Source organism: Sporosarcina sp. P37 (genome assembly GCF_002109365.1).
Taxonomy (GTDB): domain Bacteria; phylum Bacillota; class Bacilli; order Bacillales_A; family Planococcaceae; genus Sporosarcina.
The window spans coordinates 2477238-2503794 of record NZ_CP015349.1; the positions used below are offsets into that span (position 1 = coordinate 2477238).

22 protein-coding genes are annotated in these 26557 nt (G+C 46.0%); 16 read left to right on the forward strand and 6 right to left on the reverse strand.

What is annotated here, in order from left to right; genetic code table 11:
• Window positions 1-88: 88 nt before the first annotated feature.
• From SporoP37_RS12535 to SporoP37_RS12550, 4 genes are all read left to right on the forward strand, one after another.
• Complete coding sequence (locus SporoP37_RS12535; protein WP_085431123.1) at window positions 89-2959, forward strand: VWA domain-containing protein; 2871 nt, start codon at window positions 89-91, stop codon at window positions 2957-2959.
• 44 nt (window positions 2960-3003) lie between these two features.
• The gene (locus SporoP37_RS12540; protein ID WP_085431124.1) at window positions 3004-3771 is read left to right on the forward strand and encodes a cohesin domain-containing protein; all 768 of its coding nucleotides are present in this window, start codon (window positions 3004-3006) and stop codon (window positions 3769-3771) included.
• Window positions 3772-3781: 10 nt separating this feature from the next.
• The gene (locus SporoP37_RS12545) at window positions 3782-5200 is read left to right on the forward strand and encodes a putative Ig domain-containing protein (RefSeq protein WP_085431125.1); all 1419 of its coding nucleotides are present in this window, start codon (window positions 3782-3784) and stop codon (window positions 5198-5200) included.
• A 96-nt stretch (window positions 5201-5296) separates the two neighbouring features.
• Complete coding sequence (locus SporoP37_RS12550; protein ID WP_085431126.1) at window positions 5297-6232, forward strand: carbohydrate kinase family protein; 936 nt, start codon at window positions 5297-5299, stop codon at window positions 6230-6232.
• Window positions 6233-6279: 47 nt separating this feature from the next.
• Here SporoP37_RS12550 and SporoP37_RS12555 read toward each other — a convergent pair whose 3' ends face one another.
• Both SporoP37_RS12555 and SporoP37_RS12560 read right to left on the reverse strand, forming a co-directional pair.
• Window positions 6280-6618 (reverse strand): hypothetical protein, encoded by a 339-nt coding sequence (locus SporoP37_RS12555; RefSeq protein WP_157118643.1) that lies wholly within the window; start codon window positions 6616-6618, stop codon window positions 6280-6282.
• Window positions 6619-6622: 4 nt separating this feature from the next.
• Window positions 6623-6907, reverse strand: coding sequence for a hypothetical protein (locus SporoP37_RS12560; RefSeq protein ID WP_081243982.1), 285 nt, complete (start codon window positions 6905-6907; stop codon window positions 6623-6625).
• A 297-nt stretch (window positions 6908-7204) separates the two neighbouring features.
• Here SporoP37_RS12560 and SporoP37_RS12565 point away from each other — a divergent pair, with 297 nt between their 5' ends.
• Genes SporoP37_RS12565 through SporoP37_RS12575 form a run of 3 tightly spaced genes read left to right on the forward strand, consistent with a single transcriptional unit; the run spans window position 7205 to window position 9441 of the window.
• Window positions 7205-7909, forward strand: coding sequence for a CBS domain-containing protein (locus SporoP37_RS12565; RefSeq protein WP_081243983.1), 705 nt, complete (start codon window positions 7205-7207; stop codon window positions 7907-7909).
• 24 nt (window positions 7910-7933) lie between these two features.
• Window positions 7934-8680, forward strand: coding sequence for an ABC transporter ATP-binding protein (locus SporoP37_RS12570; protein ID WP_085431799.1), 747 nt, complete (start codon window positions 7934-7936; stop codon window positions 8678-8680).
• Window positions 8677-9441 carry an ABC transporter permease gene (locus tag SporoP37_RS12575; protein ID WP_081243985.1) on the forward strand — a complete coding sequence of 255 codons (765 nt, stop codon included), beginning with the start codon at window positions 8677-8679 and terminating at the stop codon, window positions 9439-9441. The genes SporoP37_RS12570 and SporoP37_RS12575 overlap by 4 nt, the downstream gene beginning before the upstream one ends.
• Here SporoP37_RS12575 and SporoP37_RS12580 read toward each other — a convergent pair whose 3' ends face one another.
• The 3 genes from SporoP37_RS12580 to SporoP37_RS12590 all read right to left on the reverse strand — a co-directional run bounded on the left by SporoP37_RS12580 (window position 9442) and on the right by SporoP37_RS12590 (window position 12928).
• The gene (locus tag SporoP37_RS12580; RefSeq protein WP_335697022.1) at window positions 9442-10662 is read right to left on the reverse strand and encodes a cation:proton antiporter; all 1221 of its coding nucleotides are present in this window, start codon (window positions 10660-10662) and stop codon (window positions 9442-9444) included.
• Window positions 10663-11003: 341 nt separating this feature from the next.
• Window positions 11004-11171 carry a hypothetical protein gene (locus tag SporoP37_RS17055; protein WP_157118644.1) on the reverse strand — a complete coding sequence of 56 codons (168 nt, stop codon included), beginning with the start codon at window positions 11169-11171 and terminating at the stop codon, window positions 11004-11006.
• A 404-nt stretch (window positions 11172-11575) separates the two neighbouring features.
• Window positions 11576-12928: a YjiH family protein gene (locus SporoP37_RS12590; RefSeq protein ID WP_085431129.1), complete on the reverse strand. Its 1353-nt coding sequence runs from the start codon at window positions 12926-12928 to the stop codon at window positions 11576-11578.
• A 179-nt stretch (window positions 12929-13107) separates the two neighbouring features.
• Here SporoP37_RS12590 and rbsK point away from each other — a divergent pair, with 179 nt between their 5' ends.
• From rbsK to SporoP37_RS12605, 3 genes are all read left to right on the forward strand, one after another.
• Complete coding sequence (gene rbsK / locus SporoP37_RS12595) at window positions 13108-13989, forward strand: ribokinase (protein ID WP_085431130.1); 882 nt, start codon at window positions 13108-13110, stop codon at window positions 13987-13989.
• Window positions 13990-14157: 168 nt separating this feature from the next.
• The gene (locus tag SporoP37_RS12600) at window positions 14158-14688 is read left to right on the forward strand and encodes a DinB family protein (RefSeq protein WP_081243989.1); all 531 of its coding nucleotides are present in this window, start codon (window positions 14158-14160) and stop codon (window positions 14686-14688) included.
• Window positions 14689-14785: 97 nt separating this feature from the next.
• Window positions 14786-16411 (forward strand): M20/M25/M40 family metallo-hydrolase, encoded by a 1626-nt coding sequence (locus SporoP37_RS12605; RefSeq protein WP_085431131.1) that lies wholly within the window; start codon window positions 14786-14788, stop codon window positions 16409-16411.
• Window positions 16412-17161: 750 nt separating this feature from the next.
• On the opposite strand, the gene SporoP37_RS17665 is transcribed toward SporoP37_RS12605, so the two are convergent.
• Window positions 17162-18073: a methyl-accepting chemotaxis protein gene (locus SporoP37_RS17665; protein WP_081243994.1), complete on the reverse strand. Its 912-nt coding sequence runs from the start codon at window positions 18071-18073 to the stop codon at window positions 17162-17164.
• Between the two features lie 222 nt (window positions 18074-18295).
• Here SporoP37_RS17665 and SporoP37_RS12615 point away from each other — a divergent pair, with 222 nt between their 5' ends.
• The 6 genes from SporoP37_RS12615 (at window position 18296) to SporoP37_RS12640 (ending at window position 26506) form a co-directional block, all read left to right on the forward strand.
• Window positions 18296-20170, forward strand: coding sequence for an ABC-F family ATP-binding cassette domain-containing protein (locus SporoP37_RS12615; protein ID WP_085431132.1), 1875 nt, complete (start codon window positions 18296-18298; stop codon window positions 20168-20170).
• Between the two features lie 19 nt (window positions 20171-20189).
• Window positions 20190-21311, forward strand: a complete 1122-nt coding sequence (locus SporoP37_RS12620; RefSeq protein ID WP_081243996.1) for a virulence factor — start codon at window positions 20190-20192, stop codon at window positions 21309-21311.
• A gap of 282 nt (window positions 21312-21593) precedes the next feature.
• Entirely contained in the window at window positions 21594-23201 is a 1608-nt protein-coding gene (locus SporoP37_RS12625; RefSeq protein ID WP_232329764.1) for a hypothetical protein, read from the forward strand.
• The gene (locus SporoP37_RS12630; RefSeq protein WP_081243998.1) at window positions 23198-24220 is read left to right on the forward strand and encodes a membrane dipeptidase; all 1023 of its coding nucleotides are present in this window, start codon (window positions 23198-23200) and stop codon (window positions 24218-24220) included. Before SporoP37_RS12625 ends, SporoP37_RS12630 begins: the two co-directional genes overlap by 4 nt.
• Window positions 24202-25002, forward strand: a complete 801-nt coding sequence (locus SporoP37_RS12635; protein ID WP_081243999.1) for a DUF3726 domain-containing protein — start codon at window positions 24202-24204, stop codon at window positions 25000-25002. The genes SporoP37_RS12630 and SporoP37_RS12635 overlap by 19 nt, the downstream gene beginning before the upstream one ends.
• A gap of 31 nt (window positions 25003-25033) precedes the next feature.
• On the forward strand, window positions 25034-26506 hold the full coding sequence (locus SporoP37_RS12640; protein ID WP_231293247.1) for an aldehyde dehydrogenase family protein: 1473 nt from the start codon (window positions 25034-25036) through the stop codon (window positions 26504-26506).
• The last annotated feature ends 51 nt before the right edge of the window (window positions 26507-26557 follow it).

Genomic DNA, 26557 nt, shown 5'->3' on the forward strand with positions numbered 1-26557 from the left:
CAAATCTCCTTTAATGTGTGTTTGTAGTGTGTACATACTGCGAAGAGGCTAAATGCTCTATTTATATTATCGGGAAGGAAGTTGAAAAATGAAGATACATAGGAAAATCATTGCCTTGCTGGCTTTATTGCTCGTTTCATTACTGGTCAGGCAGCCGGAAGGGACAGAAGCAGCTGCAAATCAATCGAATAATAGCTGCGGAATCGAGCGGGGAAGAGACGTTGTTTTTGTCATACAAGATACTCCTGGCATGCAGGCGCAAGACCCAAGTCAATCCAGAATCAATGAGGCAATATTCGCTGTAGATCAAGCGGATACATTGGATCGATTCGGCATTGTTGGTTTCAATGAAGCGGTGACGCATTCATTTTCGTTATCATCCAATAAATATCAGGCAAAGGCCGCGCTAAAAAAACTTTTGACAAGTTCCGAAGAAAATGCAAATGATGCAAGTACGGGGCTAGAAAAAGCGATTCGGGATTTATCTGCGACACAATCAGTAAATGATAAAGTCATTGTTCTGATGACAGCAGGAACTTCGATAAACAATGAAAAGATTTTTTCGCTTGCCAATGAAGCATACGAAAAAGATATTCAAATTCACACGATCAGTTTTGGCAGCACACCTTCATCTATTATAGATGAAACGACATTACGAAAGATTTCAAGGATTACAGACGGCAATTTCCATACTGCTGTGAATGCTGCATACTTGAGAGAGGTACTTTCCAATTTACGGCAGGAAATTGCCGATTTTCCCGGCCGTGAACTGTACAGCGATTGGACATTGACAAGTGATGTGACTGAGCCGAGAGGATTGCTGGTGCATGAAAATGTAAAAGTTGATTTGAATGGCTATAACTTAACTGTAACGGATGATTTAGTCCTGCTGAAATGTACAGAAATCCGGGCTGTAAACGGCGCTGTGATCAAGGCCAAGAAGCTGGATCAAAAAACAGGTTCAAGCATTAGACTGAATAACAGCCAGCTGAATGTAACAGAAAATGTCACGCAAGACGGCTCCATTGTAGTGAATGGAAATTATAAAAATTCGGCTGCACCTGAACTTGTGCTCGCATCTTATACCCAGCGGATTCATGGATATTTAAATCTCAACGGCCAGGAAGCAATCATTTCATCACCGATTCTGCAAGAGGGACGTATAGATCTGAACGGCGGTACGTTCCATGCGAAAAATAATTTGGAACAAAAAGGCCGCTTTAATGTGCAGGAAGGCAAACTTCAAGTAGACGGCAATCTGACAATCAACGGCGGACCGTTACTTGACGATGCATATATGGAGAATAAATCTCTGGATGCAGGCGGCGGATTGGTGCAAGTTGGATCTAAAGAATCGATGGAGATGACCAATAATAAAGGTCACGTCAGACAAGCCGGCGGGCAGTTATTCGTTAATCATGGAACGGTCAAAATTTATGGAGACTATACGATTTCCGATGGCTGGCTGACAATGATCAAAGGTTCGATGGATACTTCGACACCGCAATACGGTGAAGGCGACGGGGATTTTGTACATGTTTTTGGAGATTTCTCCACAGCAAGTAAACGAAACCATGCCACGCGAACGTATATACATCTGGGCAAGCCAATGAATGACCAAGGGCATTTGACGGATGGCGTGCTGAAAATCGAAGGTACATTTACTCAATCCGGTGACGGGGAAGGACATCCAATTTATTCGGATAGAATGCTGCAGTACGAAAAAGACTATAGCCGCTATAATTTCCATGCGGAAGGCAGACATAAAGTAGCGTTGATGAACAAAGGGAAAATCCGGGCTCAGGCAAAAGGATTTACTTTTAACTTACTCGAGCTGCATGGCAATTTGTCCGATTACCCGACAGACCCCTATGTACGATGGAATAAGCTGAATGAAGTCGTAAAATCAGCCAATTCAAATTTAGCCAGTCTGTCGATTAACGACAAAGCAGTGCCAGGCTTCACACCGGCTGTCAGAAATTATTTCAGATTTGAAGTGCCGGCAGATGACTATCCGGCAGGCGGAGCTCAAACACTCAAAGTGGATGCGCGCCCGCAGGACCGTAATGCAATCGTTGATATTTTAGACAGAACGCTGTCTTCTGATGGCACGGGAGAAGTGAAAGTACAAGTTACTGCGGTGGACGGTACGAAAAGCGTCTATACAGTGGAAGTGAAGATAGGGCCTGGGTCAGGCGGAAAGGTCACTTCTATAAAATTGGATAGAAATGAAATCGTCTTTACCGAAAATGATAGGGGAACTTATAATCCTGAGAAAATTGTTATTGGATATACAGTGTATCCGACGAATGCAACGAATCAGCAAGTCAGCTGGACATCAACCAACCCGGCCGTTGCAACTGTCACCCCAGGCGGAATTGTGACACCCCATATGAAAGGGGAAACTAGCATTGTGGCGACAACAGCAGATGGCGGATTGATTGATACAGCTGCGGTGAAAGTATTAGGTCAGAACGATTTGCTGCAAGGAATTAAGACGCTTGAAGATTTTGTCAGCGATAATGACCGCTTTGACAAAATTATGGGTGGTCTGTACGACGTAGATAAAATCGGGATTGTCGTGCCGGGAAATTACATCAAAAAATTAACATTTACAAATCCAGGCATGTTATCAGGCGGAACGATAGAAACGGACAGTGGAACGGCGCGTGTCGAAGTCCGTATTAACGGCATTACATTGGGAGCGAACAAGGCCGGCAATAATTTCATATTTAATCGTGCATCTATGAAAGTTACTGATTACGTAGAAGTTATCGCCTACGATGCTGTATCCAATGAACTCGAGCGGATCGGAACGACTTATCCGGTGAACTTCACGTCAACTTCCGGCGTGTCGCCTGGTTATTACTCAATTAAAACTCTTTTAGAAAACCAAGTATTATTCAATCAAATACTGGAAGAATACTCACCTAAACAGCTACGATTTTCTGCCAGATGATAAAAAGGAGGCAGGGCGCGGATAGAAGCGCCCGTACATAATTTATGAAAAAATTAAAGATTCTACTACTGTTCAGCATGTTACTGCTGTTTATCCCGACTACATCGGCAAAAGCGACTGTGAAGAAAACTGCGGTCGGTGTGTCATCAGCTTTTATTGAAAGAAGCGGCTCTACCACATTGTCTGTATTTATCAGCAGTGATGAGAAAATTGCAGGCGGTTCATTCGATATACTTTATAATCCGGAACAATTACGAATTAATGCCTCGGATGTCAAAATGACAGACACGTTGTCTGACTATCTATCCTCTGCGGGAAGTGATGCGGCAGGAAAAGTTTCCATGTCGTTTGCAAAATCCAGCGGCAGTTTGATTGATGGGACTGTAATGGAAGTGAAAGCTACAGTACTCTCTGCGGGTTATGGGAATATACACAATCTAACACTGCAAAACGTTGAATTATATAATGAACAGGGAAAGCGTATTACAACTCAATTAATAAATGGACAAATTAAACCGTTCGATGGCAAAGAGTCCACTCATCCAAATTCAGTTACAGTGGATAAGCCATGGCTTATTACATTAAACAAGCCTTACAACCCAGCGACATTGAACACAAGTGCTGTCAGTTTAAAGCGAGGATCCGCCGATTTTCCTTTTGAATTAGAATTAGTCAATGCCACACAGTTTCGGGTGAAGCCGATCGGATCATATATACGTTCTACGTATACATTAGAAATTACGGACCAGCTTCGTTCAATGAACGGTGCGAAACTAAATCAGCCAGTACGGCTTAAATTTAAGGTGAATTGAGGTGAGGGATATGAAAAATTTAATGAATAAAGTCTTATTACTTCTGCTAGTGATGGGCGCAGTCGCGGTGTCAGGTCTTAATACAGAGTCAACATATGCGGAGATATTGGAAGTCGGTGAAAGCCGTTCACTTGGTACAACAGTAGAAGTGCCGGTTACCATTCGGGACACATCGTATTTGACGTCAGCCAACTTTGTGATAACGGGGCCTATTGCGGGGAAGGGAATTACGTTGAAAAGTTTCCGTCCGTCATCAGCCTTTGACGATCAAAAGTTTCGGACGAGATCGGTAATCACAAATAATACATTAGATTTAAACTTCTTGCCGATTTCAGGAAAAGAAGAACGTTTAGTGGGAAATAAAATCCTGGTAGGCCATTTAGTGTATGAACTCTCCTCTTCTTTTAAAGCTGGCGATTCTGCCGATCTCTCCATCACATCGTTAAATATGAAAGGCCGTTTAAATCAGGACGTCATTGTGACACCAATGAACGGAAAAATCGTACGTAAAATGCCTGTCGGTGACGTTGTAGGAAACAATAAACCTACTGCCGCAGCGGCTATTCGGATTTTACAGCATTTGAATGATCCAATTACAGATCGGGAAGCTTTCTTATCCGCTGATGTAAATGGAGATGGAGTATTGACTCAAGAAGACGCCCAAATCATTTTGGACTATGTTGCAGACAAGCGCTCTACATTCTTGGCAGTTCAGTCGAAAGAGCTTGACAATGCGGTATTAAAAAGCGAATACAGTGGGCATATATCTGCAATGAATGGTCGCGCCCCATATTCATACAAGCGGTCAGGTTCCTTTCCGGCAGGCCTGACATTGGATGAAAAGACAGGGCAAATTACTGGCACACCGACACGTGCAGGAACATTCGTTTTTGATATTCAAGTAACTGACGCAGTTGGCGACACAGAAAAGCGAAAATTCAGCATGCAGGTCATTGATTCCAATATCATGTCCGTTGAAAAGCCATTGCCAATCAACGTCAAGCTGAATGGGACACCTGAGCTGCCTTTAAAAGTAAATGTCACGTATAAAGACAAAACAACAGGTAAAGAAGCGGTCAGCTGGGAGCCGGTTGATACATCGAAAATCGGCACCGTGATTGCGAGAGGAAAAATCGGGGACAGCGGATTTACGGTAAGTGCAGAGGTTAATGTCGTATCGGCAAATTACCTGAACGGCATAAAAGTCGCCTATGTGCAGTTCTTGAACCTTCATACGATTGAAGTTGATGTATCGGAGGATGTTTATAAGGTAACTGTTAATAATACGTATAATATGCACTTTGAAGGGGATAAAAAATTCAGCTTAATCAGTTCGAATTTCCCGGCCAATTCAACTGTCACATTCCGTATGTATGATAAATACGGAAATCTGCTTGAAACAAAGCAGCACGTGCTAAAGCCTAATTAATGACGCGCAGCCATCTTCTCTGACCGATTGATAATCAGAGAAGATGGCTTTTTTCTGTGATAGTATAGAAAGAAACGTCCAAGGGAGGCCGATCACATGAATCATTCACAAGAGAAACACGTGCTGATCTACGGGGATATTTTTGTAGACTATATTGCAACAGATGAAACGAATAAAGAGTTTTCGACGTTCCTTGGCGGCGCAACGGTTAATGTGGCGGCGGGTGTTTCACGTCTTGGGGCTAAATCTTCATTGATTACCGTTTTTGGAGAGGACGAAGACTCCGTATTTGCAGAAAATGAGCTTCGTCATGAAGGTGTCGATTTAACTTTTGCAGTCCGTGTGCCCGAAAAGAAAGTAAATCGCGTCTATGTTCATTTAACGCCGGAGCGCGACCGGGTATTTGCGAATTATGCAGATGACACGCCTAATATCCAGGTGAAGCCGGAAGACTTACAGGAACAGGCTTTCCAAAACGCCTCCATTTTGCATATATGTTCGGGCACCATGTTTCAGCCGACTGCCCATGCAACGACAAAAAAGGCTGTGGAACTGGCAAAAGCAAATGGCGTATATCTTTCATTTGATCCCAATGTGCGGCCGCTTCGCTGGGAAAGTGAAGACATCTGCCGACAGACGATTCTGCCGTTTTTAGAGCAGACAGATCTATTGAAGCTGACGGAGGAAGAGCTGCTTTTCCTGTTTGAAGAGTCCGATGTGGAAAGAGCTCTAGAGCGTCTGGCCGTCTATCAGATCCCTGTAGTTATGATGACGCTTGGGGAGTCGGGGACGCTTGCGATTATTCAAGGGGTGCGCCGGCATGTGGCAGTGGAGCCGATTGAGCCTGTAGATACAACGGGGGCGGGGGATGCGTTCATAGCGGGTGTGCTTCGCGGCCTTCATTTGCATGGCAGACCGGACACCCTGGAAGATATGCTTTCCCACATCCAATTCGGCAATCAAATGGGGGCGCTATGTGCAATGAAGCCAGGTGCCCTATCCGCTATGCCGCATGCGGATGAACTGGATTGACGCTGCAGATCGTGTGTGTGATCAATGTGCGTGTCGAAGCGCTCATACTACGCCCGTCCGCGCTCATAGTCCGCAGCCAAGCGCTCATAGCTCATCCGCATGCGCTCATAGTCCGCGGCCAAGCGCTCATAGCTCATCCGCATGCGTTCATAGTCCGCGGCCAAGCGCTCATAGCCCATCCGCCCGCGCTCATAGCCCGCGGCCAAGCGCTCATACCTCATCCGCCCGCGCTCATAGCCCTCGGTCAACCGCTCATACCTCATCCGCCCGCGCTCATAGCCCTCGGCCAACCGCTCATACCTCATCCGCAACCGCTCTAACAGAAGAAAATCGGCAAAATAAAATGAAAAAAATGTACACGTTGCGCCTGTGTACATTTTCTTCATGTCTTCATGAACTGTATCTGATGGTACAAATCTCAGAGACGTCAATTTCCAGCACGCCGGGATCACCGAAAGGCTGGAAGTGTACCAAGTAACTTTTTCGGTCATATTGTAAGTAGTAGCCGTTATGCTGAAACTCTTTTGAATCTTTTAATGTAATCTCAACAGGCGCTCCCATCGTCAAATCCGCCAATATATGAATAATCTTTTTTTCATCATAACAACGCATTTTTCTTGCAGGAATATACGATGAGTCACAATGTCTGCAAGGCCTGAATTTTCTTGATGACATACTAATCTGCACCTCCTTCTCTCTTTAGCGTATGTTGAAAATTGAGAGTGGACTGTGCCGCTTCATTGTATGTTCCAGGGATTTTTAATAAAAATGCGGTCCGCATAGAAGATATAGCGAAATATGTCTTTTGAATCATGCCGTATGATATGATTTGGGAAGCAAAGCGGCGGGAAATATGTTAGAACAGATTAGGGAGTTCATTTCAATATGTACAGACGAACTGGACAGGTGGCTGGTGTGACAGCGCGGCTATTGTAATATACTATACTTCTCCTAGAAAAGGTGGGAAATGCTATGGAACATAAAAATTCGGAGCGCTTTTTGGTTGCGTATAATCGGATTGATAAAGCACTAATGAAAATCACGGACCTGCCGAGTCATTTCTCTTTTTCCAAGAAAATTGACAGGGCGAAATCGCAAAATGCTGTGGTGGCGCGATATGAAGATGAACTGCGTGAATACGGCAGTTTGCGTAACGCCATTGTACATAACCGGACGGGATTTGATTATGCTATAGCCGAGCCGCATGATGAAATTGTGAAATTAATTGAGAATATTGATGAAAAATTATCGAACCCGGTGACAGTGAAAGATTTATTTTCGAGAAAAGTGCATACTGTGCAAGCGGAAGAATCACTGGCTGCCGGTTTGCGGTTAATCAAAGAGAAAAAGTTCAATCAGCTACCGATTTATCAAAAAGGGCGATTTATCGGTCTAATTACCGCGAATGGCATTATGAACTGGCTGGCAGATCAAGACAGCGACAGCATTTCCCGGGAAATACCGACATTATTAGATGTATATAATCACGAAAAAAGAAGAAAAACCTATCGTTTCGTCAAAAGCGACATGTCGGTTTATGAAGCAGAGGGCTATTTTAGGAAATCCATTACGTCAGCCCAAGGTCTTGAAGCGCTGTTGATCACGGAACATGGCGGCAAAGATGAAAAATTGATTGGTATTATTACGCCGTTAGATTTATTAAAGCTCGATTTATAATGGAAGGCGGAAAAGGTGAAATTGATGGATGTTGAACATGAAGACTCAGTGTACAAGCCTGCTATTCATTTCCAGGGTGTCTCATTTGAAGCGGGAAATACGAAAATTTTAGAGGACATTACCGGGTCTTTTCCTGCAGAACAAATCACAGTATTAGTCGGACCATCCGGCGCAGGGAAGACGACGTTATTAAAGATGTGCAACGGATTGGTGAGTCCGACAAGCGGGCAAATTTTACTCGAAGGACAGGCAATCGACAAGTTATCTCCTATTGAGCTGCGGCGACAGGCTGGTATGGTGCTGCAGAATTCGCCGATGATTGCGGGAACCGTCTATGATAATTTGGCATTGCCGCTGCGTCTGCAAGGGAAAACGCTGAGTAAAGAAAGGGCACTGGATATATTGGATCAAGTAGGTCTTGAACAGACGTATTTGGAACGTGACAGCCGAAACTTGTCAGGCGGTCAGCAGCAGAAAGTGTCGATTGCCCGCACACTGCTGAATGAATCGAAAATATTATTAATGGATGAAATTACATCCGCACTCGATCCGTCTTCATTGAATGAAGTAGAGGACTTAATTTGGAGATTGTATAAAGAGCGGGGGATCACTGTGGTTTGGATCACACATAATCTGGAACAGGCCAAACGCATGGGACAGTATGCATGGATCATGGTGGACGGAAAATTGGTGGAAGCGGGGGAAATATCGGTGCTTGAGCATTCAGATATACCATCAGTTGACCGTTTCTTGAAAGGAGATTTCTCATGAGTACGACTGCCTTATTCCTGACGCTCATTTTTGTGCTCATTCCGCTCGTATTGTCAAAAACACTCGGGCTGCAGCTGGAGAAAGACACTATCATTGCAACAGTCCGTTCCATAGTCCAGCTTGTGGCGGTCGGCTTCGTATTAAAATTCGTTTTCGATTCGGAAAGCTATCTCTTCATTTTCCTGATGGTCGTATTGATTATTGCGGCGGCTGTTCAAAATGCGCGCAAAAAAGGGCAGCAAATTAAAGGAATCACTTGGAAGCTTATTGTGACATTCGTATTTTTGGAAGTCTTGACGCAAGGGATTTTGCTTGGTTTCCATATCGTTCCCGCGACTGCGCAATACATTATTTCATTGACGGGCATGGTAATCGGTAACTCCATGGTGCTGGCGATTTTATTCCTCAATCGCTTTGTGGCTGAAGTGGAAACACACCGTTCAGAAAGTGAATTAATTCTGTCTCTTGGCGGCACGCCGAAGCAGGCGATTCATAAGCAGCTCATCCGTTCCATTCAGGCGAGTATGATTCCGACGATAGAAAGTCAGAAAACGATGGGTCTTGTACAATTGCCAGGTATGATGAGCGGACAGATTATTGCAGGGGCTGATCCGCTTGAAGCGGTGCAGTTTCAGTTATTAGTCATTTTCTTATTGCTGACTACTGCGGCAATGACAAGTGTCTGTTTGGGACTGCTTTCCTATCCCACACTGTTTAATGAACGGATGCAGATGATTCAGCAGGAAGAGCACTCGAAGTAATTATTTTTCGAGTGCTTTCGATAGGGGATAAATGCCGATACTTTGAACAACGAGTGACAGTAAAACTACCGCAAAACCTAATGAAATTAACGCATCCGCCGACTGATCGGCGGCATCTGCCAAACTGAGCAACAGGAAAATCGACATTGTACCGCGAATGCCGGCCCATGACAGAAGGGCGGCTTTTTTGACGTTCAATAACTTTCGGTACCCTGAAAATAACTGCATCGTTCCCGCAATGACGATAAACCGTGTGATGATCGACACGATGAAAATCCCGATCGCCAGCAGCCAATTGGAGATTGGCAACAGATAGTCTGCCGCTGTGATTCCGATGACTAAAAATAACACAGACAGCAGCCCCGGCTCCGCCACTTCCCAAAATCCGTTTAATGATTCCCTGTGCAGCTCTTCATCGTCAGCCCGGCTAAGTTCTCCTGACAGCATAATACCCGCGGCGACCGTCGCAAGCACACCTGAAAACCCGAAAGCTTCCGCTGCATGAAATGCCCCGTATGCGATGATAATGCTCAGAAGCACTTGATTCTCACGGTGTGAAGACAGATGAATCGCTTTACTGACGAGCCAGCCCGCGATGAGTCCGGTTGCAATGCCGCCGACAGATACAGACAAGAATTCCCCGACAAACGGCCAAAACTCAAACTCCTGCTGTTTCGTGAACATCGTCAACAGCACAGTGAACAGCACTACGCTCGTACCGTCATTAATCATCGATTCTCCGTCGACAATTTCAGATACGGAGGGGTCATCCAATGACTTTGCCAATATCGACACGACAGAAACCGGGTCGGTCGGTGTGAGAATTGAAGCAACCAGCAAAGCTCCCACAAGTGAAATCCCGGCATCCGCCCCCATCCAGTATGCGGCAAACCCTAAAATCAGCGCCGTTACAAGCAGCCCAGCCGTACTAAGCGTACCGATAATCCGCGCATGCTTTTTCAGCGACGACGCAGAGTAGTGATAGGCGGATGCGAACAGCAAGCCGGGCAGGAAAATAGTATAAATCATTTCTTTAGACACGCTGATAGAAGCAAAGTAGGGAATGAAAGATAATCCGAATCCAATGACTGCCAGAAAGACAGGCAGCGGAAAATTCCGTTGCTTTTTATCGATCGTCATCGCAGCGTATCCGATTGTTAATAAAATTAAGATCTGCACAGCATTCATGCCATCCACACCTTTCTTGATATTCTCTCTCAATGGTTTTATTCCCTTGGTGGAGAGGTTAGAAACGAAAACGTCCGTCTTCTTAGCCTAAAACTTTACATAGTACAAAGTATTCATTATGAAAAATCTATTTGACAATGATTCTCATTATCGATTATACTAGTAGTAATAAATCTAATTCGATTCATTTCCGGCAGCGATTCATGCAGCAGAGACAAACCATCTCTGTATAAATGGCTTTCGGAATTCCGTCAGCATAAACTGTATATCGTACAAAACCTTGAAAGCAATCTGCCAAAAAATGATTTATTTGAGAGCAGCATGTAAAAGCACACCATTGCTTTGCGAAGCCACTCTTCAAACGCAACCCTCCCTTACTTGCGGACATTCAACAGACTTGCTTTCAGGCTGTTTAATTTGGCTGCTTTCTTTATAGAGAGCAGCTTTTTCCTGTGAAGAAAGAGGAGGGTGATGACGACTCTGGCTTTATACGAGTCCATCCCTCCGCCGAGCTTCCATAGCACGGATTGCCGCTCATACATTTCGTCAAGCGCTCAATCCATCGCGGCAACCGCTCATAGCTATTGTCTACCGCTCAATCAGCTGGGCTCACCGCTCATAGCCCATGCCGTCGCGCTCATAGTCTCCGTTCAACCGCTCAATCAGCTAGGCTATCCGCTCATAGCCTATGCCCAAGCGCTCATAGTTCCCGTTCAACCGCTCAATCAAGCAGGCTCACCGCTCATAGCCCATGAAGTCGCGCTCATAGCCCATGCCGTCGCGCTCATAGGTCCCGTTCAACCGCTCAATCAGCTAGGCTATCCGCTCATAGTCTCCGCCTAAGCGCTCATACGTCCCGTTCAACCGCTCATACCCCGCAAACATAGTCCCCCAAAACCACAAAAAAACCCGCCGCTTCACAAGGAAGCAGCGGGTTTCTCACGGTTTAAAACAATAAATGTGCAATACCGGCAATAATAGGCAGCGCAATGATCGTGCGCAACAAGAAAATAATGAGCAAGTCGAAAATGTTCAGGGGAATCTTCGTACCTAAAATCAGTCCGCCGACTTCAGACATGTAAATTAGCTGAATGACCGAGATTGCTGCGATTGTAAACAGCGTGATCGGTGATGTGATTACACCTTCAGCTAAAATAACAGGCAGGAACATATCTGCGAATCCGACGACCATGGTCTGAGCTGCCTCAGACGCTTCAGGTATATGCAGGAAATTCAGCACATATTCGAAAGGCTTTCCGAGAATACGGAAAATGCTTGTGTACTCCGCCATCATTAAAGCGACAGTACCGAATGCCATAACGACCGGTGCTACGCCGAACCACATATCGAGCACATTCTGCATGCCGGCGCGAACGGTCTTCACGACCGAACGCTGCTTGGACGCTGTGTCAAGTGCACTGGTTAACCCCAGTTTAAATACGCTTGTGCCGGGCGGCAGTTTTTCATCATCAGTTGAATACTCCCGGTCGTCGATATACGTATTCTTAATGGAACGTAACGGATAAATTCTTGGCATGATGAGTGCCAGGACCAATCCGGTGAAAAGAACGGTTGCATAAAATGGCAGGAAGTAGTTTCCGAGCCCTACTTTATCGATGATGACCAATGTAAATGTGATCGATACGACCGAGAACGTAGTGGAAATAATCGCCGCTTCACGCTGTGTATAATGACCGTCTTCATACTGCTTGCTAGTCAGCAGGACACCAATTGTTCCGTCCCCAATCCACGAGGCAAGCGCGTCAATGGAAGAACGTCCGGGTAATTTGAACAGCGGGCGCATAATTTTCACCATCAGCGTACCAAAGAATTCAAGCAATCCAAAATTCAGCAATAAAGGTAGCAGAAATCCTGCAAAGAAGAAGATGCTGAACAGGAATGAAACCAGTCCGTCACCCGCAAGCAGCAGGCCGCCGGTATCTTCACTCCAAATTGCTTCAGGTCCTAATTGATAGACAACCATAACGGCAAACACGGCGCCTATAATTCGGGTAACCGTCCAAAATGGTGTGACTTTAAATAAATTGGTAAAGAATGAAGGCCGTTTCGGATTTTCTCTAACGAATAAATAGAGTACGGATCCAAGTGCTGAAGCGATGATCAAGTACATCATCAGCTGTGGAATAATTGGTTCAAGTGAGCCGGCCAGCATATCTGCCAATTTGGCAATCGGCACTTTCCAGCCCGCTTCAAATGGCAATGGAATCATGAATAACATAATCCCAAGTATGGACGGGATTAAGAACATAAGCCATGTGCCGACAGAATATTTTTTCAAGGTATTTCGCTCCTTGTATATAGTCTAGTTGTTGTATATTTATTCATTATACTGTTTACACAGCTGAAGTAAATACTTTAACACAAAATGCAACTTTTCAGTCAGCGGACGCTCCAGATTGAATATGTCTTTACATAAGCATATGATCGGATGAAAGAGTGAGAAGTGGGGGAGAGAGCATGATTACCGTAATCGGAAGTGCAAATATGGACGTGATTGCAGAAGCGGATCAATTTCCGCTGCAGGGGGAAACCATAAGGGGGAAGAGCTTTCAGACGGCGCCCGGCGGTAAAGGCGCTAATCAGGCGACGGCGTGTGCGCGGCTGGGACAAAGCGTCCGGCTGATCGGTACTGTGGGCTCGGATTCATTTGGAGAAAGGATTATAGACAACTTGCAGCAGCAGAAAGTTGACACGTCGGCTGTTCTTCAGGTGGAAGGGCCATCCGGTGTGGCGGTCATTTTATTAACAGAAGGTGATAACCGGATCATTTCTATTCCGGGGGCCAATCATGCACTTACACGCGCGCGGATTGATAGCTTACAGTCTGTCATTCAAGCTAGCCTGCTGGTGATGATGCAACTTGAAATTCCTGCGGAGACGGTGTGGCGGGTACTCGAACTTTGCCGGGAAGCACACGTGCCTGTCATCATGGATCCCGCACCTTCGAGCAGTTTTCAGCTTGATTTCATGCCATACGTGCAGTATTTGACGCCGAATGAAACAGAATGTGCTCAACTGTTCGGCACTTCAATAGAAGAAGCGGTAGCGGCCTATCCGAATCAATTGCTCGTGACGCTCGGCAGTGAAGGTGTTTGTTATCATGACGGTAAGCAGATTGTGCGTGTTCCGGGAATATCTGTGCCCGTCGTGGATACGACAGGCGCGGGGGATACATTTAATGGAGCGCTTGCGAGTCAATTAGTGCAAAAACAAAGCCTGAAGTCTGCCATTCATTTTGCGAATGCGGCTGCTTCATTGGCAGTGGAAAAATTCGGCGCACAGGGCGGTATGCCGAATGAACAGCAAGTGCTGGACAGATTGGCAGATCATAACGGGTAAATATGCGATGATACCGCGCATTGGGACAGTCTGAGAATATGCCGGATGGCACGCAATTGTCACCATTTGAATGGAATGTATAGAATCTGACCGTTCTCCCTTTAAATCTTCGAATAAAAGGCGTATGCTATTGCAATAGAGTGGATTATGTGAAAGAAATGGAGGAGGATGTTGGTGGTTTTTGGAGAGAACATCAAAGTCCGTAAACGTATCTTACAGTTGATTGAAGGCTTGACAGATAAGGAGTTTAACGAGACACCATCACATGGCGGCTGGTCCCCAAAGCAGATTGTGGAACATTTAGCATTAATGGAATGCCGGGTTGCTACAAACATCGCGCAGGAACTAAAAAATCCTGACAGTCTGCATGTATTCAAAAAACCGATTGGCGTATCGTCCAGTCCTTTACTCAAAGCGTATTTCTTAGAATACACAGAACCGACAGAAGCGCATCTCTCCATTCCAGAGATAAAAGAGAAGCTGCATGAGTCCAGAAATTTTTTGCTGGATATCTATGAATCTGCAACGGAAACAGAGTTGCGCTGCAAATCACTCAAACATCCGGTTTTTGGTAATGTTCCGCTCATTCAATGGTTCCGTTTCGTCGGCTTCCATGAAAAACGTCATTTACGGCAACTGAAACGTGCTGTCGAGCAAGTAAAATCTGCTTCACGGCCGCTCGTTACATCGTCTAAATAATAAATAGAAAGAACTTGCTGCCTATGCTGGCGCAAGTTCTTTTCTCATTTTACCTTCTATAAGATATACTTTAGCTAACTGTTAAGGGGGAGATAGAATGAATCGTTATCGTTTTGACACACCTGAAAAGCTGCGTGCCTTACTCTGTGAATTGGTCAGCTGGGATAGCCGCACACTGACAGAAGGGGAACGTTTCTTTTCCTGGAAGCTGCAAAATAAGTTAAGCGAACTGACATACTTCACTGAACATCCCGACCAGATCACGCTCCATGATGCAGGTCTTGGACGGCAATCGGTTCATGCCCTATATAAACACCCAGATGCAACAGATACAATTGTGCTGATCAGTCATTTTGATACGGTGCATACCGATGAATACGGAGCGCTTGAACCGCTTGCGTTCTATCCGGAAGAACTGACGAAAAAGCTGACAGAAAACAAAGATTCATTGCCGGAAGCCGCGCGCGCAGATTTGGAATCAGGCAATTATTTATTTGGACGAGGCACGATGGATATGAAAATGGGGCTTGCCCTGCATATTCAGCTGATCGAACGTGCAAGCCTCGAAAAATGGCCAATCAATTTATTGCTGTGCACCGTACCCGACGAAGAAGTGAATTCGGCCGGCATGCGCGCGTCGGTGAAAGAACTTGTGCGTCTGCAGGAGCAGGAGGGCTATCATTATAAACTCTTCCTGAACGGAGAGCCTTCCTTTTCACAGGGCCCTGCGGATACAAAAGAATACATTTATTCCGGAACGATCGGGAAAATCATGCCGTCCGCGTTATTCTACGGCAAGGAAACGCATGTGGGAGAGCCGCTGAAAGGCATCACGGCAGACTATATGGCATCATTTTTAACGCATGCGATGGAATGGAATCCGCTTTTCCGTGAAGTAGACCAGAATGAATCTACTCCCCTTCCGGTGACGCTGATGCAGAGGGACTTGAAGAACCAGTACTCTACACAGACCCCGCAGCGGGCAGCGGCGCTATATAATGTCTTCGTATTCAAACAGACTGCCGCTGAAATTATGGATTTATTCGAACAGGTGGCAAATGAAGCGATGAGTCGATGCAATGAACATTATCAGGCGGTTTGTGATCGTGAATCTGCTGTGCCGCTTGGGGAAATCCGTGTGTTGCGTTTTGAAGAGTTGCTGCAATATGCTGTGGGGAAATTGGGAGAGAACGAAGTGCATCGTCTTAAGCAGGAAGTGCTGCTGCAAGACGATCGGGATGACCGGGAGCAGTGCATCCGCATTGTTGATACGCTGATGATGGAGTGTCAGGAACTAGGTCCGGCAACCGTTCTGTTCTATGCCCCGCCGTATTACCCGGCAGTCAATTCATCGCAGGATCCGCTGGTTATCGAGTCGATCGAGTTTTTGCAGGAGCGGGCGCAGATGTTTGATCTGACGCTTGATCAGGTGCATTATTTTAATGGGATTTGTGATTTGAGCTATGTGCATTATAAGGATGAGGCGAGTCATTGGAAGGCGTTTGCGGATAATACGCCGGTGTATGGTGCGACGTATGAGATTCCGTTTGAGGATATGCGGAAGCTGACGGCGCCGGTTTTGAATGTGGGGCCGTTCGGCAAGGATGCACATCAGAAGACGGAGCGCCTGCATATTGAGAGTGCTTTTAAGGAGATGCCTGTGTTGCTGGAGCAGCTGGTGAAGAAGCTGGCGGGGATGCAGCATCAGCCTAAGTCTAGATAAGGTGTTCCAGCAATGGTGTTGGGTCGTTGCTCGACTTTTTGTCGGGGGTTGTAGTTGGTGAGTGTCCTCTCTTCGGACCCGCGCCGGCACGTGGGGGATTGCCTTTCGTCATGAGCCAGCTGGCGAAAAGCGTGCCAGTTGTCTCATGACTTCGGCCGACCCCGCAGTTGTGCCTGCGCTGCTGAGTGGAAGCAAGCCAGGTTACTTTTTAAAAGAGAAGAAGTGCAGTGACTGGCAGACGACTTGCGTATGCTTTGGCAAATGAAGTGTCATATTCTGCTTCCCCCTAACTGAACGGAGGCGCCTTACAAGCGGTAGGCGTAGCGATGAGACAGCCAGGCGCACTTCCTGTCTGGCTCATTGCGGAAGCCATCCGCAAGCGCCGCAGTGAGTCCAATGCCGTTTCGCTTCACTTATCACAAAAACGTCAGACGATGTAATCCAGTCGTGATGCAAAAGAGCAAAATCCTTCTGCGCAGCATGTGCCCCTCACCTTTCAAAACCAAAGGCCCAAGTGACTTCCACTTACTGAACGAAGGCGCCTCCCAAGCGGTCGGCTCATTGCGGAAGCTATCCGCCAGCGCCGCAGTGGCTTCAAAGACATACCCCTTCACTATTTACAATGACCTCAGCCCGTGTGAACCAGTTATAATCCAGAAGAGGTGTCCGCAGTCTCGCTCAACTAGTACATAAAAACAAGCCCCTTCCGGAAGCAGCACGATACGGCTTCTGGGTAGGGCTTGTTTTATGTCAGACGATGCGTCCGACTTCCTGCGACTGGCTTTCCAGGTCGGCGGCAGAGGAGGCGATGGAGCGGAAGTCGTTCATGGCGATTTCGATTTCATTTTGACATTGCACGATATTTTGCTGTGCCAATGACGTGCCATGCGAAATCACGCCGATGTCTGCAGTAATCGTATCGATGCCTTTGCGGACTTCCACGATGGAATCCTGCACATTCCCCGACAGCTTGCGCACTTCTTTAGCCACCACATCAAAACCGCGGCCGTATTCACCGGCTCTTGCCGCTTCGATGGCTGCATTGAGCGCCAGCAAGTTCGTCTGACTGGCAATCGCGCGGATGGTTGTGACAATTCCTTGGATATCTGCGGAATGAGCCTCCAAGTTTTGTAATGAACTCGTGTTCTGCTCAGATACTTCTGCAATCCGTTCAATCATCGTCAATAACTCCATACTGCGATTCATCCCCGCATTTGCCTGGCGGCTGAGGTTCTCTGCCATTTCGTGCATTTCATTGACGACTTCGACAATAGTATTTTGCCGTTTGGTTATGTCCGTGGCAATTTTTGTGACGCCGATTACTTTTCTGTGTGTTTCATCAAAAACGGGCATATAGGTAGCTTCCAGCCAAACTCCCGAACCATCTTTTCTTTTTCGCTGAATTTTTCCCTGGTAGCTGATGCCTTTTTGGAAATTGGCCCATTGACGGTCATACGCCTTGCTTTCAAGGAATTCGGGGAAGCATAGTTTCTCATGCTGCATGCCGATCATTTCATCCGGTTCGTAGCCTACTGTATGTGCAAAGTTTTGGTTTACATAAGCAATGCGGTGATCCATGGTAAAGCGAATGATCGCTAAATTTTCTTCCAGCGCCTGAACAACTAATTGATCGGTCACTTGCAAATCGGTAGATTGTACCATGCGGCAGCCCCTTTAGACTTATTATTTTTAGTAAATCTTCTTCTCTCTATTAAAACACAGAGTCAAATGGAATAGAATGCTAATTAAAAATAAAATATGAAGATGGCCTGTCATTCAAATATCCTGTGAGGACAGGAGTCTTCACGGAAGTGCATGTTTTCAACTTATCAATATTTCGGCTATACTAGAGATAGAAGCAGTTTGAAGATAGGATGTGCCAGGATGAGTCATGTAACTATAGAGAAATTAACTAAAACAGTTGGAGAAAAAACATTATTTCAAAATGTGGAATTTGGCATGCAGAGCGGGGACAAAGTCGGCCTGATTGGGATTAACGGCACCGGCAAGTCCACGTTATTGTCGATTTTAGCGGGAGAGTCGGAAGCAGATTCGATTTCGATGGATCATCCGAATAAATTCCAAATTGCCTATTTACCGCAGGAGCCTGTGGTGAATCCGGAACTGACCGTGATGGAAGCGGTGTTTGAGAGCGATGCCCCCATTATTCGTTTGAACCTGAATTATGAACATGCGCTGCAGAATCTCTCCTCTGATTCTGCTAATCCAGAGTTTCAGGAGCGTTTCTCACACCTGCAGAATGAAATGGATTCGACAGGCGGCTGGGATTTGAATGCACAGGCCCGGACGATACTGATGAAGCTCGGCATTGATATGTTTGATAAGAAAATGGGTGAATTATCAGGGGGACAGCAAAAACGGGTTGCGCTGGCTAAAGTGCTGATTGAACCGGCTGATTTATTGCTGCTGGATGAGCCGACGAACCATCTGGACGTTGCATCCATTCAATGGCTGCAAGATTTTCTGCAAAATGTCCAAGGGGCTGTATTGTTCATCACACACGACCGATACTTCCTGGATCAGGTTGCCACACATATTTATGAGCTGGCCGATAAAACACTGTATTCCCATACAGGAAACTATGCAGATTATTTGGAAGCGAAAGCATTGCGGGAAGAAATGAACGCTTCTTCTGAGCAAAAAAACCGCAATCGTTATCGTAATGAATTAAAGTGGATACGCCGTGGAGCAAAGGCGAGGTCGACAAAACAGAAAGCGCGAATCGGACGTTTTGAAGAGTTGGAGGAAAAAGTAAAACAGTCAGATGCCTCATTAGACTTTGATATGGACCTACAGACGACCCGCCTTGGTAAAAAGGTGCTGGAAATCCGCGATATTACCAAACGATTTGGAGATAACGTGATCCTGCATCCATTTTCCGCCATACTGCAGGCGAAAGAGCGCATAGCGATTGTCGGTCCGAATGGTGTGGGGAAGACGACGCTTCTGAAAATGCTTGACGGAACGATTGAGCCGGACTCCGGTGAAGTAGATAAAGGTTCGACTGTGAAAATTGCGCACTTCCATCAGCATATACCCGAGATGAATGAGAATCAGCGAATCATTGAATATGTCCGTGAAACATCGAATGATATAGAGACAGGCAGCGGTGAGCGGCTGTCTGCGACACAAATGCTGGAACGCTTTCTATTCCCGTCTTCAGCACATGGAACACCGATCGGAAAACTTTCCGGCGGCGAACGGAAACGGCTGTATCTATTGAAACTGCTGATGGAGCAGCCGAACGTTCTATTGCTAGATGAGCCGACAAATGATTTGGATCTTGAAACGCTTTCTGTCCTTGAATCTTTCATTGACACGTTTGCCGGCGTTGTGGTGACGATTTCGCACGACCGCTTTTTCCTGGACCGGATCTCAAGAAAACTATGGATTCTTGACGGGTCGGGAGAAGTGGATGTACGGCTTGGCCTGTATTTCGATTATTTGAATGAAACGCCGGTAAAGGAAGACAAACCATCAGCAAAAGCGGAAATTCCGGCGGTGAAAGAGGAAAAGCCGAAAAAGAAAATGACGTATGCTGAAAAGAAGCAGTGGGAAACGATTGAATCGGATATTGAGATGCTCGAACAGAAAATTGCCGAGACAGAACAGCAGATGCTGACAGCCGGATCAGACTATGATCAACTTCGCAAGCTCGACGAACAGCTCGTGACACTCAATAACGAATATGAAGAATTGATTGAGCGCTGGTCTTATTTGCAGGAACTGGCCGACTAATGAATTGGAGGAGATTTTCTTGAAAATAAAATCGATTGAACCGACGCCAAGTCCAAATTCCATGAAAATTGTAATGGACACATCATTGCCGGACGGAACGAGTCATAACTATAAAAAGAAAGACGAAGCCCAGGCGCCTGAACCCATTCGTTCTCTTTTGGCGATCCACGGCATTAAAGGAATCTATCACGTCATGGACTTCATGGCGGTTGAACGAATCGGGAATGTTCCATGGGAATCAATACTTGCGGAAGTCCGCGCGATTTTAAATGAAGAAGATGGAACTTCGGAGCAAGCAGAAGAACCGCAAATAGATGAACATTTCGGTGAAGTGTATGTTCATGTCCAAACCTATAAGGAAATTCCGCTGCAGGTGAAAGTGTTCAACAGCGATGCCGAAGCCCGCTTTGGTTTGAGTGATCGTTTCGTTCAGGCGATGGAAACAGTACATCATTCGGAAGTGGAGAATTATATTTTGCTTCGTAAATGGGCTGATTACGGAATCCGCTATGGTGAATTGCAGGAAGTCGGCGACCAAGTCGTACAGGAACTGGAAGCTGCCTACCCTCAAGAACGTCTTCAGGAACTGGTGGAAAAAGCCGAGAAAGCAGACGAAGAAACAAAAGTACGGGGGCAAAAAGTGACAGTTGCTGAATTTAGCGTACCCGAATGGGAAACGCGGTTTCAGCTGCTTGATCAAATGCCTGACCCTGACGTATCTGATTATCCCGTGCTGACTCTTGCGCTTGAAGATGAGAAAATGTCGATCCGCAGACTCGCTACGGTATATCTTGGAATGATTGAAGACGAATCGGTCATTCCGTATATCGAAAAAGCACTGGAAGATAAAAGCTGGGCCGTTCGCCGTACAGCGGCAGACTGCATGAGTGATCTCGGCTATACAGGCTTTGAGCCCGCAGCAATCCGTCTGCTGCAGGATAAAAACAAGCTGGTCCGCTGGCGGGCAGCGATGTTCCTGTATGAAACCGGAACGGAACGCGCGCTGCCGGCATTGCATGAAGCAGAAAACGATACAGAGTTTGAAGTCAAACTGCAAGTTCGCATGGCTATTGCCCGCATAGAAGAGGGCGAGGAAGCACAAGGTTCTATTTGGCGGCAAATGACTGAACGAAGTAAATAAACTGGTAAAAGCCTTTGAAATCTATCGATGATTTCAAAGGCTTTTTTGTATGAAACTATTGACAGAGAATTTAAACAGGTATATGATGAAAGTAGATATTCGGAAAGGCATTCCGATAATCGTAAAAGAAATGTATATTGTGCGGCAGTAGAAGAATGGAGGGTTTTTATAATGTTCAACCTGGCTATTAAAAACACGGATGCTTTAAGGCCGGCATCTGAAGTAATGGACATCCGACGACTTGGCGTAATGCGTTCAACAAGTCTCAGCTTTTTACGCATTATGGTACGTAAAATGATGAATCAGGCTTGGGAGATTAAGCAGACCGCTTTTAATTTAGATGATGAAGGTTACGGAGATGCGCTGTATAGTATCACTACCCCGCAAGGACAGTATACATTTGTCGCATTATCCCGTGAAATCAGCGAAGAAACACGCAGTGACCGCGTGATTTCAGAAAGATGGGATGTTACATTTGCGCTTTGCGATGGACTGATTTCCGATAAAAAATTAAAACGAATGAAACAGGAACTTCCGAAACAGGAAATGGGCAGAGGAGATGTCACAGATCTCGTTTGGTCCAGAGCCAATAAAAGTGAGCGGGTTTTTTCTCATGTAGTGGAAGCCCTGTCACAGGGTGAACAGCCTGATGCAGAATTTATCTATGACATTGGCTATCTGTTCCGCACGACTGCGGTATACGGAAATGGGAAATTCGGCATTGCCCCTTACGAACATATGAAAGATAACCATACGTTCAGCGGTGCCTATCAATCACAAATGTTCGCAGTTTACATGCTGCGCCATTTCAGCTTTGAACTGGTTGAACATATTGCACGGAGAAAGAATCCCAATGCGGCTGTACTGAAGCCTGAACTTAAAAAACTGCTCGGTACGGGGAATGCAACAGGACTCGGGATGGTGCCTTACTTAATTTCACATCCGAAACTGCTTCACCAGTGGATTTGGATTCGTGAAGTTGCCTTGGCGCGTGCGAAAAAAATGCAGCCGACAGCAGACGATTGCAAACGCTTCATGAAGAAGTTGGAGCAAGTGCGTATTTTCTTTGAAGATGCTCCTGTTCCGCAAATGGAAGTATTTGCGAATCCGAGAGACTTGGCGAAAGAAGTCAAAGAGATTATCAATTTACTGAATACTATTTGTGCAAATATAGAGATGTCAGGGAAAGCTGCAGACAATATCTGGATTGATTTCACAGATCAGGTGAAAGACCAGTTCACAATGGAAGCACATGAATTGATCAATGCGGAATTGATTGAACTGTACCCTGAAGTGCTTGTCGATTTGGAACGTCAGACGAATGCGGACGACGGACTTCATTTAATTCCGGAAATGTCGATCGGCGCATTGCGCAGCATTCTCAAAGAGCAATATCAGTGGGCATTTGAGTATGACTTTACACAGCCTGAGTCCAGACACTATTTCTGGTACCGTTCTGCGGAAAAGGAAGAACCGCGTATTGGGGAACGTGGAATCGACCCGGGTGACGAACTGTATATGCCGATGAATATTGCGGAACAGGTCCAGCAGCTCGCAGCAGAAATGGAGACGGTGCCTGATGATCAAAATGTAGCCGCTTTCCTGCTGAAAAAGCCGGAATTCCGGGGAATCGTCAGAAGAATGCAGTCACTTGACGGGCTGGAGTACGGAGAAATACGAGCCAATTTGACGGGTAAAGAGTTACTCCCTGTCTATCTGCTGCGCTGTAAATTAGCACTTTACGGAGCGGAGCGCTATGACCCGAAATCTAATCGCTGGGTGCGGATTACGTTATTCCAAGGTGCGCCGTTAGTCGAAGAGATCGGCAAGACGCCATTCCAGGACGATTGGTTCTATCCATTATTACCGAAAGCGGAGGAGATCAAATGACTGTCGATATGAAAGATATGATTGTAATAGATGCGCTGGAACTCAGTAAATGGGACCGCGATTTCGTTATTATGCTGCAAAAAGGCGGAGTAACATGTGTGCACGCCTGCGTGGGTCTGTGGGAAAATGCGCGTGAAACATTAAGTAAAGTAGGAGAATGGCACCGCTTTTTCAAAGATCACAGCGATTTGATCTTACCTGTAAAAACAGGCGCAGATATTGAAACAGCAAAACGTACAGGCAAACTGGGGATTATCCTGGGAGCGCAGAACACATCAGCTTTAGAAGATGAGCTGGGACTTGTATCTGTATTCAATGAACTGGGCGTAAAAATTATGCAGCTGACATACAACAACCAGAACTTGATCGGCAGCAGCTGTTATGAGGAAACAGATCCGGGTCTTTCACGTTTCGGTAAAAACGTAATAGCGGAAATGAACCGTGTCGGGATGGTGATTGACTTATCACATGTTGGAACAAAGACATCCCTTGATACTTTGGCGCTTTCAAGCCGTCCAGTGGCGATCACACATGCAAATCCTGATTGGATCTATCCTTCAAAACGTAATAAGTCAGAAGAAATTCTGTCTGCGTTACGTGAAAATAAAGGAGTACTTGGTGTTTGTGCGTATCCTCACCTGATTAATGGCGCGGCTACTACTCTTGAGGAATTCTGTGATATGATCTCCCGTACGGCTGATTTCATGGGAATTGATCACGTAGGCATCGGGACAGACTTGACACATAATATGTCTACAGATTTCCTTGCATGGATGCGAATGGGACGCTGGACACATGAAATTGATTACGGTGCAGGTTCCAAAGCGAGCCCGGGATGGCCGGATTGGCCGGAATGGTTCCAGACGCCGGATGACTTCCCGAATATCGCGGATGGTTTGGAAGCCCGCGGCATGACGTATGAAGAGATTTCCAAAATCATGGGCGGTAACTGGCACCGGTTCTTTGCGGAAGGATTTAAGTCAGAGAAGGAGTTGGAGAAATGCGCGTCTCTCACTTAGAATTATATACTCACTGTAAAAAAATCTTCCAGGCCCTGGGAGTTCCTTACGGCTATGCAGAAGAAGGCGCAGAAACAGTTGCGAATGCAGAATTCCTTGGATTATACGGCCTGCAGCAGCTTTCTGATGAATTGCAGGATTTGCAGGGAGAGTTCGAAGAGCTTGAAATACTGAATGAATCTGATAATGTGACCGTTATAGACGGCGGTAAACAAAGCGGCATGCTGCTCGGAAAAGCGTGTGCAGATTATGTCATTGCCCGTTTGCAGAACCAGCCATGCGCTGCTGTTTGTGTGCGTGACACCAGACCGTCCCGCGTACTTGTGCAGCAGGCGATGTATATATCGCGAAAAGGGCTGGCCAGCATTATTGTATATAAGAAGCCAAGTCATTCTTCACTGATTATTTCATCACCTAATTCATTGTTCCCGATCATGATTCATAAGCGCAATAATGAAGATATCATGGAAGGAATCAATAAGGAGTTAGGGCTGACAGGAGACAGCAAACTGAAGTTGCCAGCAGTGACGACGAGGTTCTGTATATTTGGCACGACCAACATAGAGCAAATCGATGAATTGATGGATAGATTCCAGGACACAATAGACACGTCCTATATTTTGACTACAACAGATGATTTTGAGCAGAGATGGGAATCGGCCTGGCAGTTTGGCACAGAAGTCAACCGCGAACTATGGCTCGATCTCAATGAAACCGGCAAGCAGATATTAGTGGAGTCAACAGATCAATCGCGCGAACGCGGCGCAGGAGAATTGGCGTAAACAGAAATTTACCAGCTGGAGGAGAATATACATGATGACAGTTACAAACGAAGTAAAAGTATTGAAGAACTATATTAACGGTGAGTGGGTTGAAACTTCTGGAACAGATATGCTTGAAATCAAAAACCCTGCAAACACGGACGAGCTGATCGTAAAGGTGCAGCAGTCCAATGCAGACGATGCGCAGGCAGCAATCGAAGCGGCAGAAAAAGCATTCCCGGAGTGGAGCAAGACACCGTCACCGGCAAGAGGCGAGTATTTATTCAAAATCGCAGCGATCATGGAAGAAGAAGCAGATGAAATCGCACGCGTTATCGTAAAAGAAGAAGGGAAAACATACGCGGATGCGCTAAAAGAAGTAAATTACGCAGCTGGTATCGTCAAGTTCTATGCAGGCGAAGGGCGCCGCATGACGGGACGCATCGTTGAATCGGATATGCCAGGCGTACAAATCGAATTGCATAAAGAAGCACTGGGCGTTGTATTGGTTGTTACACCTTGGAACTTCCCATTATCGATTCCGGCTTGGAAAATTGCTCCGGCCATCCTTAGCGGTAACACAGTTGTATTAAAAGCATCTTCTGAAACACCATTGACTGCACAAAAATTCATTGAAATTGTTGAACGTGCGGGCGTTCCTGCAGGCGTAGTCAACCAATTGGTGGGACCAGGCCGTCTGGTGACAGATATGATCAGCCACCCTGCGGTTAAAGCAATTACGTTCACAGGTTCAAACCGTGTAGGGAACTTAATCTATAAAGAAGCAGCAAAAGATATGAAGCGTGTTCTGCTTGAAATGGGCGGTAAGAACCCATTGCTCGTTATGGAAGATGCAGACGTGGATGCGGCAGTTCAATTAGCGGTCGCAGGCGGATACGGTCAAACTGGCCAGGCATGCACAGCGACGAGCCGTGTGCTTGTGCACAAAGATATTCGTCAGGAATTCACGGATAAACTGGTGGAAGCTTCGAAGAAAATCAAAATCGGTAACGGCATGGATGAAGGCGTAACAATGGGCCCTCAAGTCAGCGAAGGCGAGCGCCAATCCACATTGGATCTGATTGAAAAAGCAAAAGCTGAAGGCGGCGAAATCCTGACAGGCGGAGGAATTCCAGCATTCGAAGGTTCGGATAAAGGATACTTCGTAGAGCCGACAGTAATCAGCGGTGTGAAGACGGACATGACAATCGCGCAAGAAGAAGTATTTGGCCCTGTCATCAGCATCATTGAAATTGAGTCCATCGACGAAGCAATCGAAGTGGCGAATGACGTAGCATTCGGTCTGTCAGCAGCAATTTGCACACGCAACCTGACATATATGAACCGCGCATTGAATGAAATTCAGGCAGGTATCGTCAAAGTGAATATGACAACAACAGGCACGTTCTTCCAGGCGCCATTTGGCGGCTACAAACAGTCAAGTACCGGCACGTATAAAGAGTTGGGCAGCGAAGCAGTTGAATTCTACTGCCAGAATAAAACACGTTACATCAACAGCAACTAAGCGGGATAAATTAAGAAGAGGAATAGCGTCAACTTTCCTCTTCTTTTTTAT

What these genes read in the sequence shown, in the direction of transcription:
- SporoP37_RS17055 (WP_157118644.1), bottom strand. Translation starts at nt 11,171, where the DNA reads ATGTATGAGCGGCAATCCGTGCTATGGAAGCTCGGCGGAGGGATGGAC.
- SporoP37_RS12635 (WP_081243999.1), top strand. Translation starts at nt 24,202, where the DNA reads ATGCGCGTCTCTCACTTAGAATTATATACTCACTGTAAAAAAATCTTC.
- SporoP37_RS12555 (WP_157118643.1), bottom strand. Translation starts at nt 6,618, where the DNA reads ATGAAGAAAATGTACACAGGCGCAACGTGTACATTTTTTTCATTTTAT.
- SporoP37_RS17665 (WP_081243994.1), bottom strand. Translation starts at nt 18,073, where the DNA reads ATGGTACAATCTACCGATTTGCAAGTGACCGATCAATTAGTTGTTCAG.
- SporoP37_RS12615 (WP_085431132.1), top strand. Translation starts at nt 18,296, where the DNA reads ATGAGTCATGTAACTATAGAGAAATTAACTAAAACAGTTGGAGAAAAA.
- SporoP37_RS12570 (WP_085431799.1), top strand. Translation starts at nt 7,934, where the DNA reads ATGGATGTTGAACATGAAGACTCAGTGTACAAGCCTGCTATTCATTTC.
- SporoP37_RS12575 (WP_081243985.1), top strand. Translation starts at nt 8,677, where the DNA reads ATGAGTACGACTGCCTTATTCCTGACGCTCATTTTTGTGCTCATTCCG.
- rbsK (WP_085431130.1), top strand. Translation starts at nt 13,108, where the DNA reads ATGATTACCGTAATCGGAAGTGCAAATATGGACGTGATTGCAGAAGCG.
- SporoP37_RS12640 (WP_231293247.1), top strand. Translation starts at nt 25,034, where the DNA reads ATGATGACAGTTACAAACGAAGTAAAAGTATTGAAGAACTATATTAAC.
- SporoP37_RS12540 (WP_085431124.1), top strand. Translation starts at nt 3,004, where the DNA reads ATGAAAAAATTAAAGATTCTACTACTGTTCAGCATGTTACTGCTGTTT.
- SporoP37_RS12630 (WP_081243998.1), top strand. Translation starts at nt 23,198, where the DNA reads ATGACTGTCGATATGAAAGATATGATTGTAATAGATGCGCTGGAACTC.
- SporoP37_RS12605 (WP_085431131.1), top strand. Translation starts at nt 14,786, where the DNA reads ATGAATCGTTATCGTTTTGACACACCTGAAAAGCTGCGTGCCTTACTC.
- SporoP37_RS12560 (WP_081243982.1), bottom strand. Translation starts at nt 6,907, where the DNA reads ATGTCATCAAGAAAATTCAGGCCTTGCAGACATTGTGACTCATCGTAT.
- SporoP37_RS12600 (WP_081243989.1), top strand. Translation starts at nt 14,158, where the DNA reads ATGTTGGTGGTTTTTGGAGAGAACATCAAAGTCCGTAAACGTATCTTA.
- SporoP37_RS12550 (WP_085431126.1), top strand. Translation starts at nt 5,297, where the DNA reads ATGAATCATTCACAAGAGAAACACGTGCTGATCTACGGGGATATTTTT.
- SporoP37_RS12625 (WP_232329764.1), top strand. Translation starts at nt 21,594, where the DNA reads ATGGTACGTAAAATGATGAATCAGGCTTGGGAGATTAAGCAGACCGCT.
- SporoP37_RS12535 (WP_085431123.1), top strand. Translation starts at nt 89, where the DNA reads ATGAAGATACATAGGAAAATCATTGCCTTGCTGGCTTTATTGCTCGTT.
- SporoP37_RS12565 (WP_081243983.1), top strand. Translation starts at nt 7,205, where the DNA reads ATGGAACATAAAAATTCGGAGCGCTTTTTGGTTGCGTATAATCGGATT.
- SporoP37_RS12545 (WP_085431125.1), top strand. Translation starts at nt 3,782, where the DNA reads ATGAAAAATTTAATGAATAAAGTCTTATTACTTCTGCTAGTGATGGGC.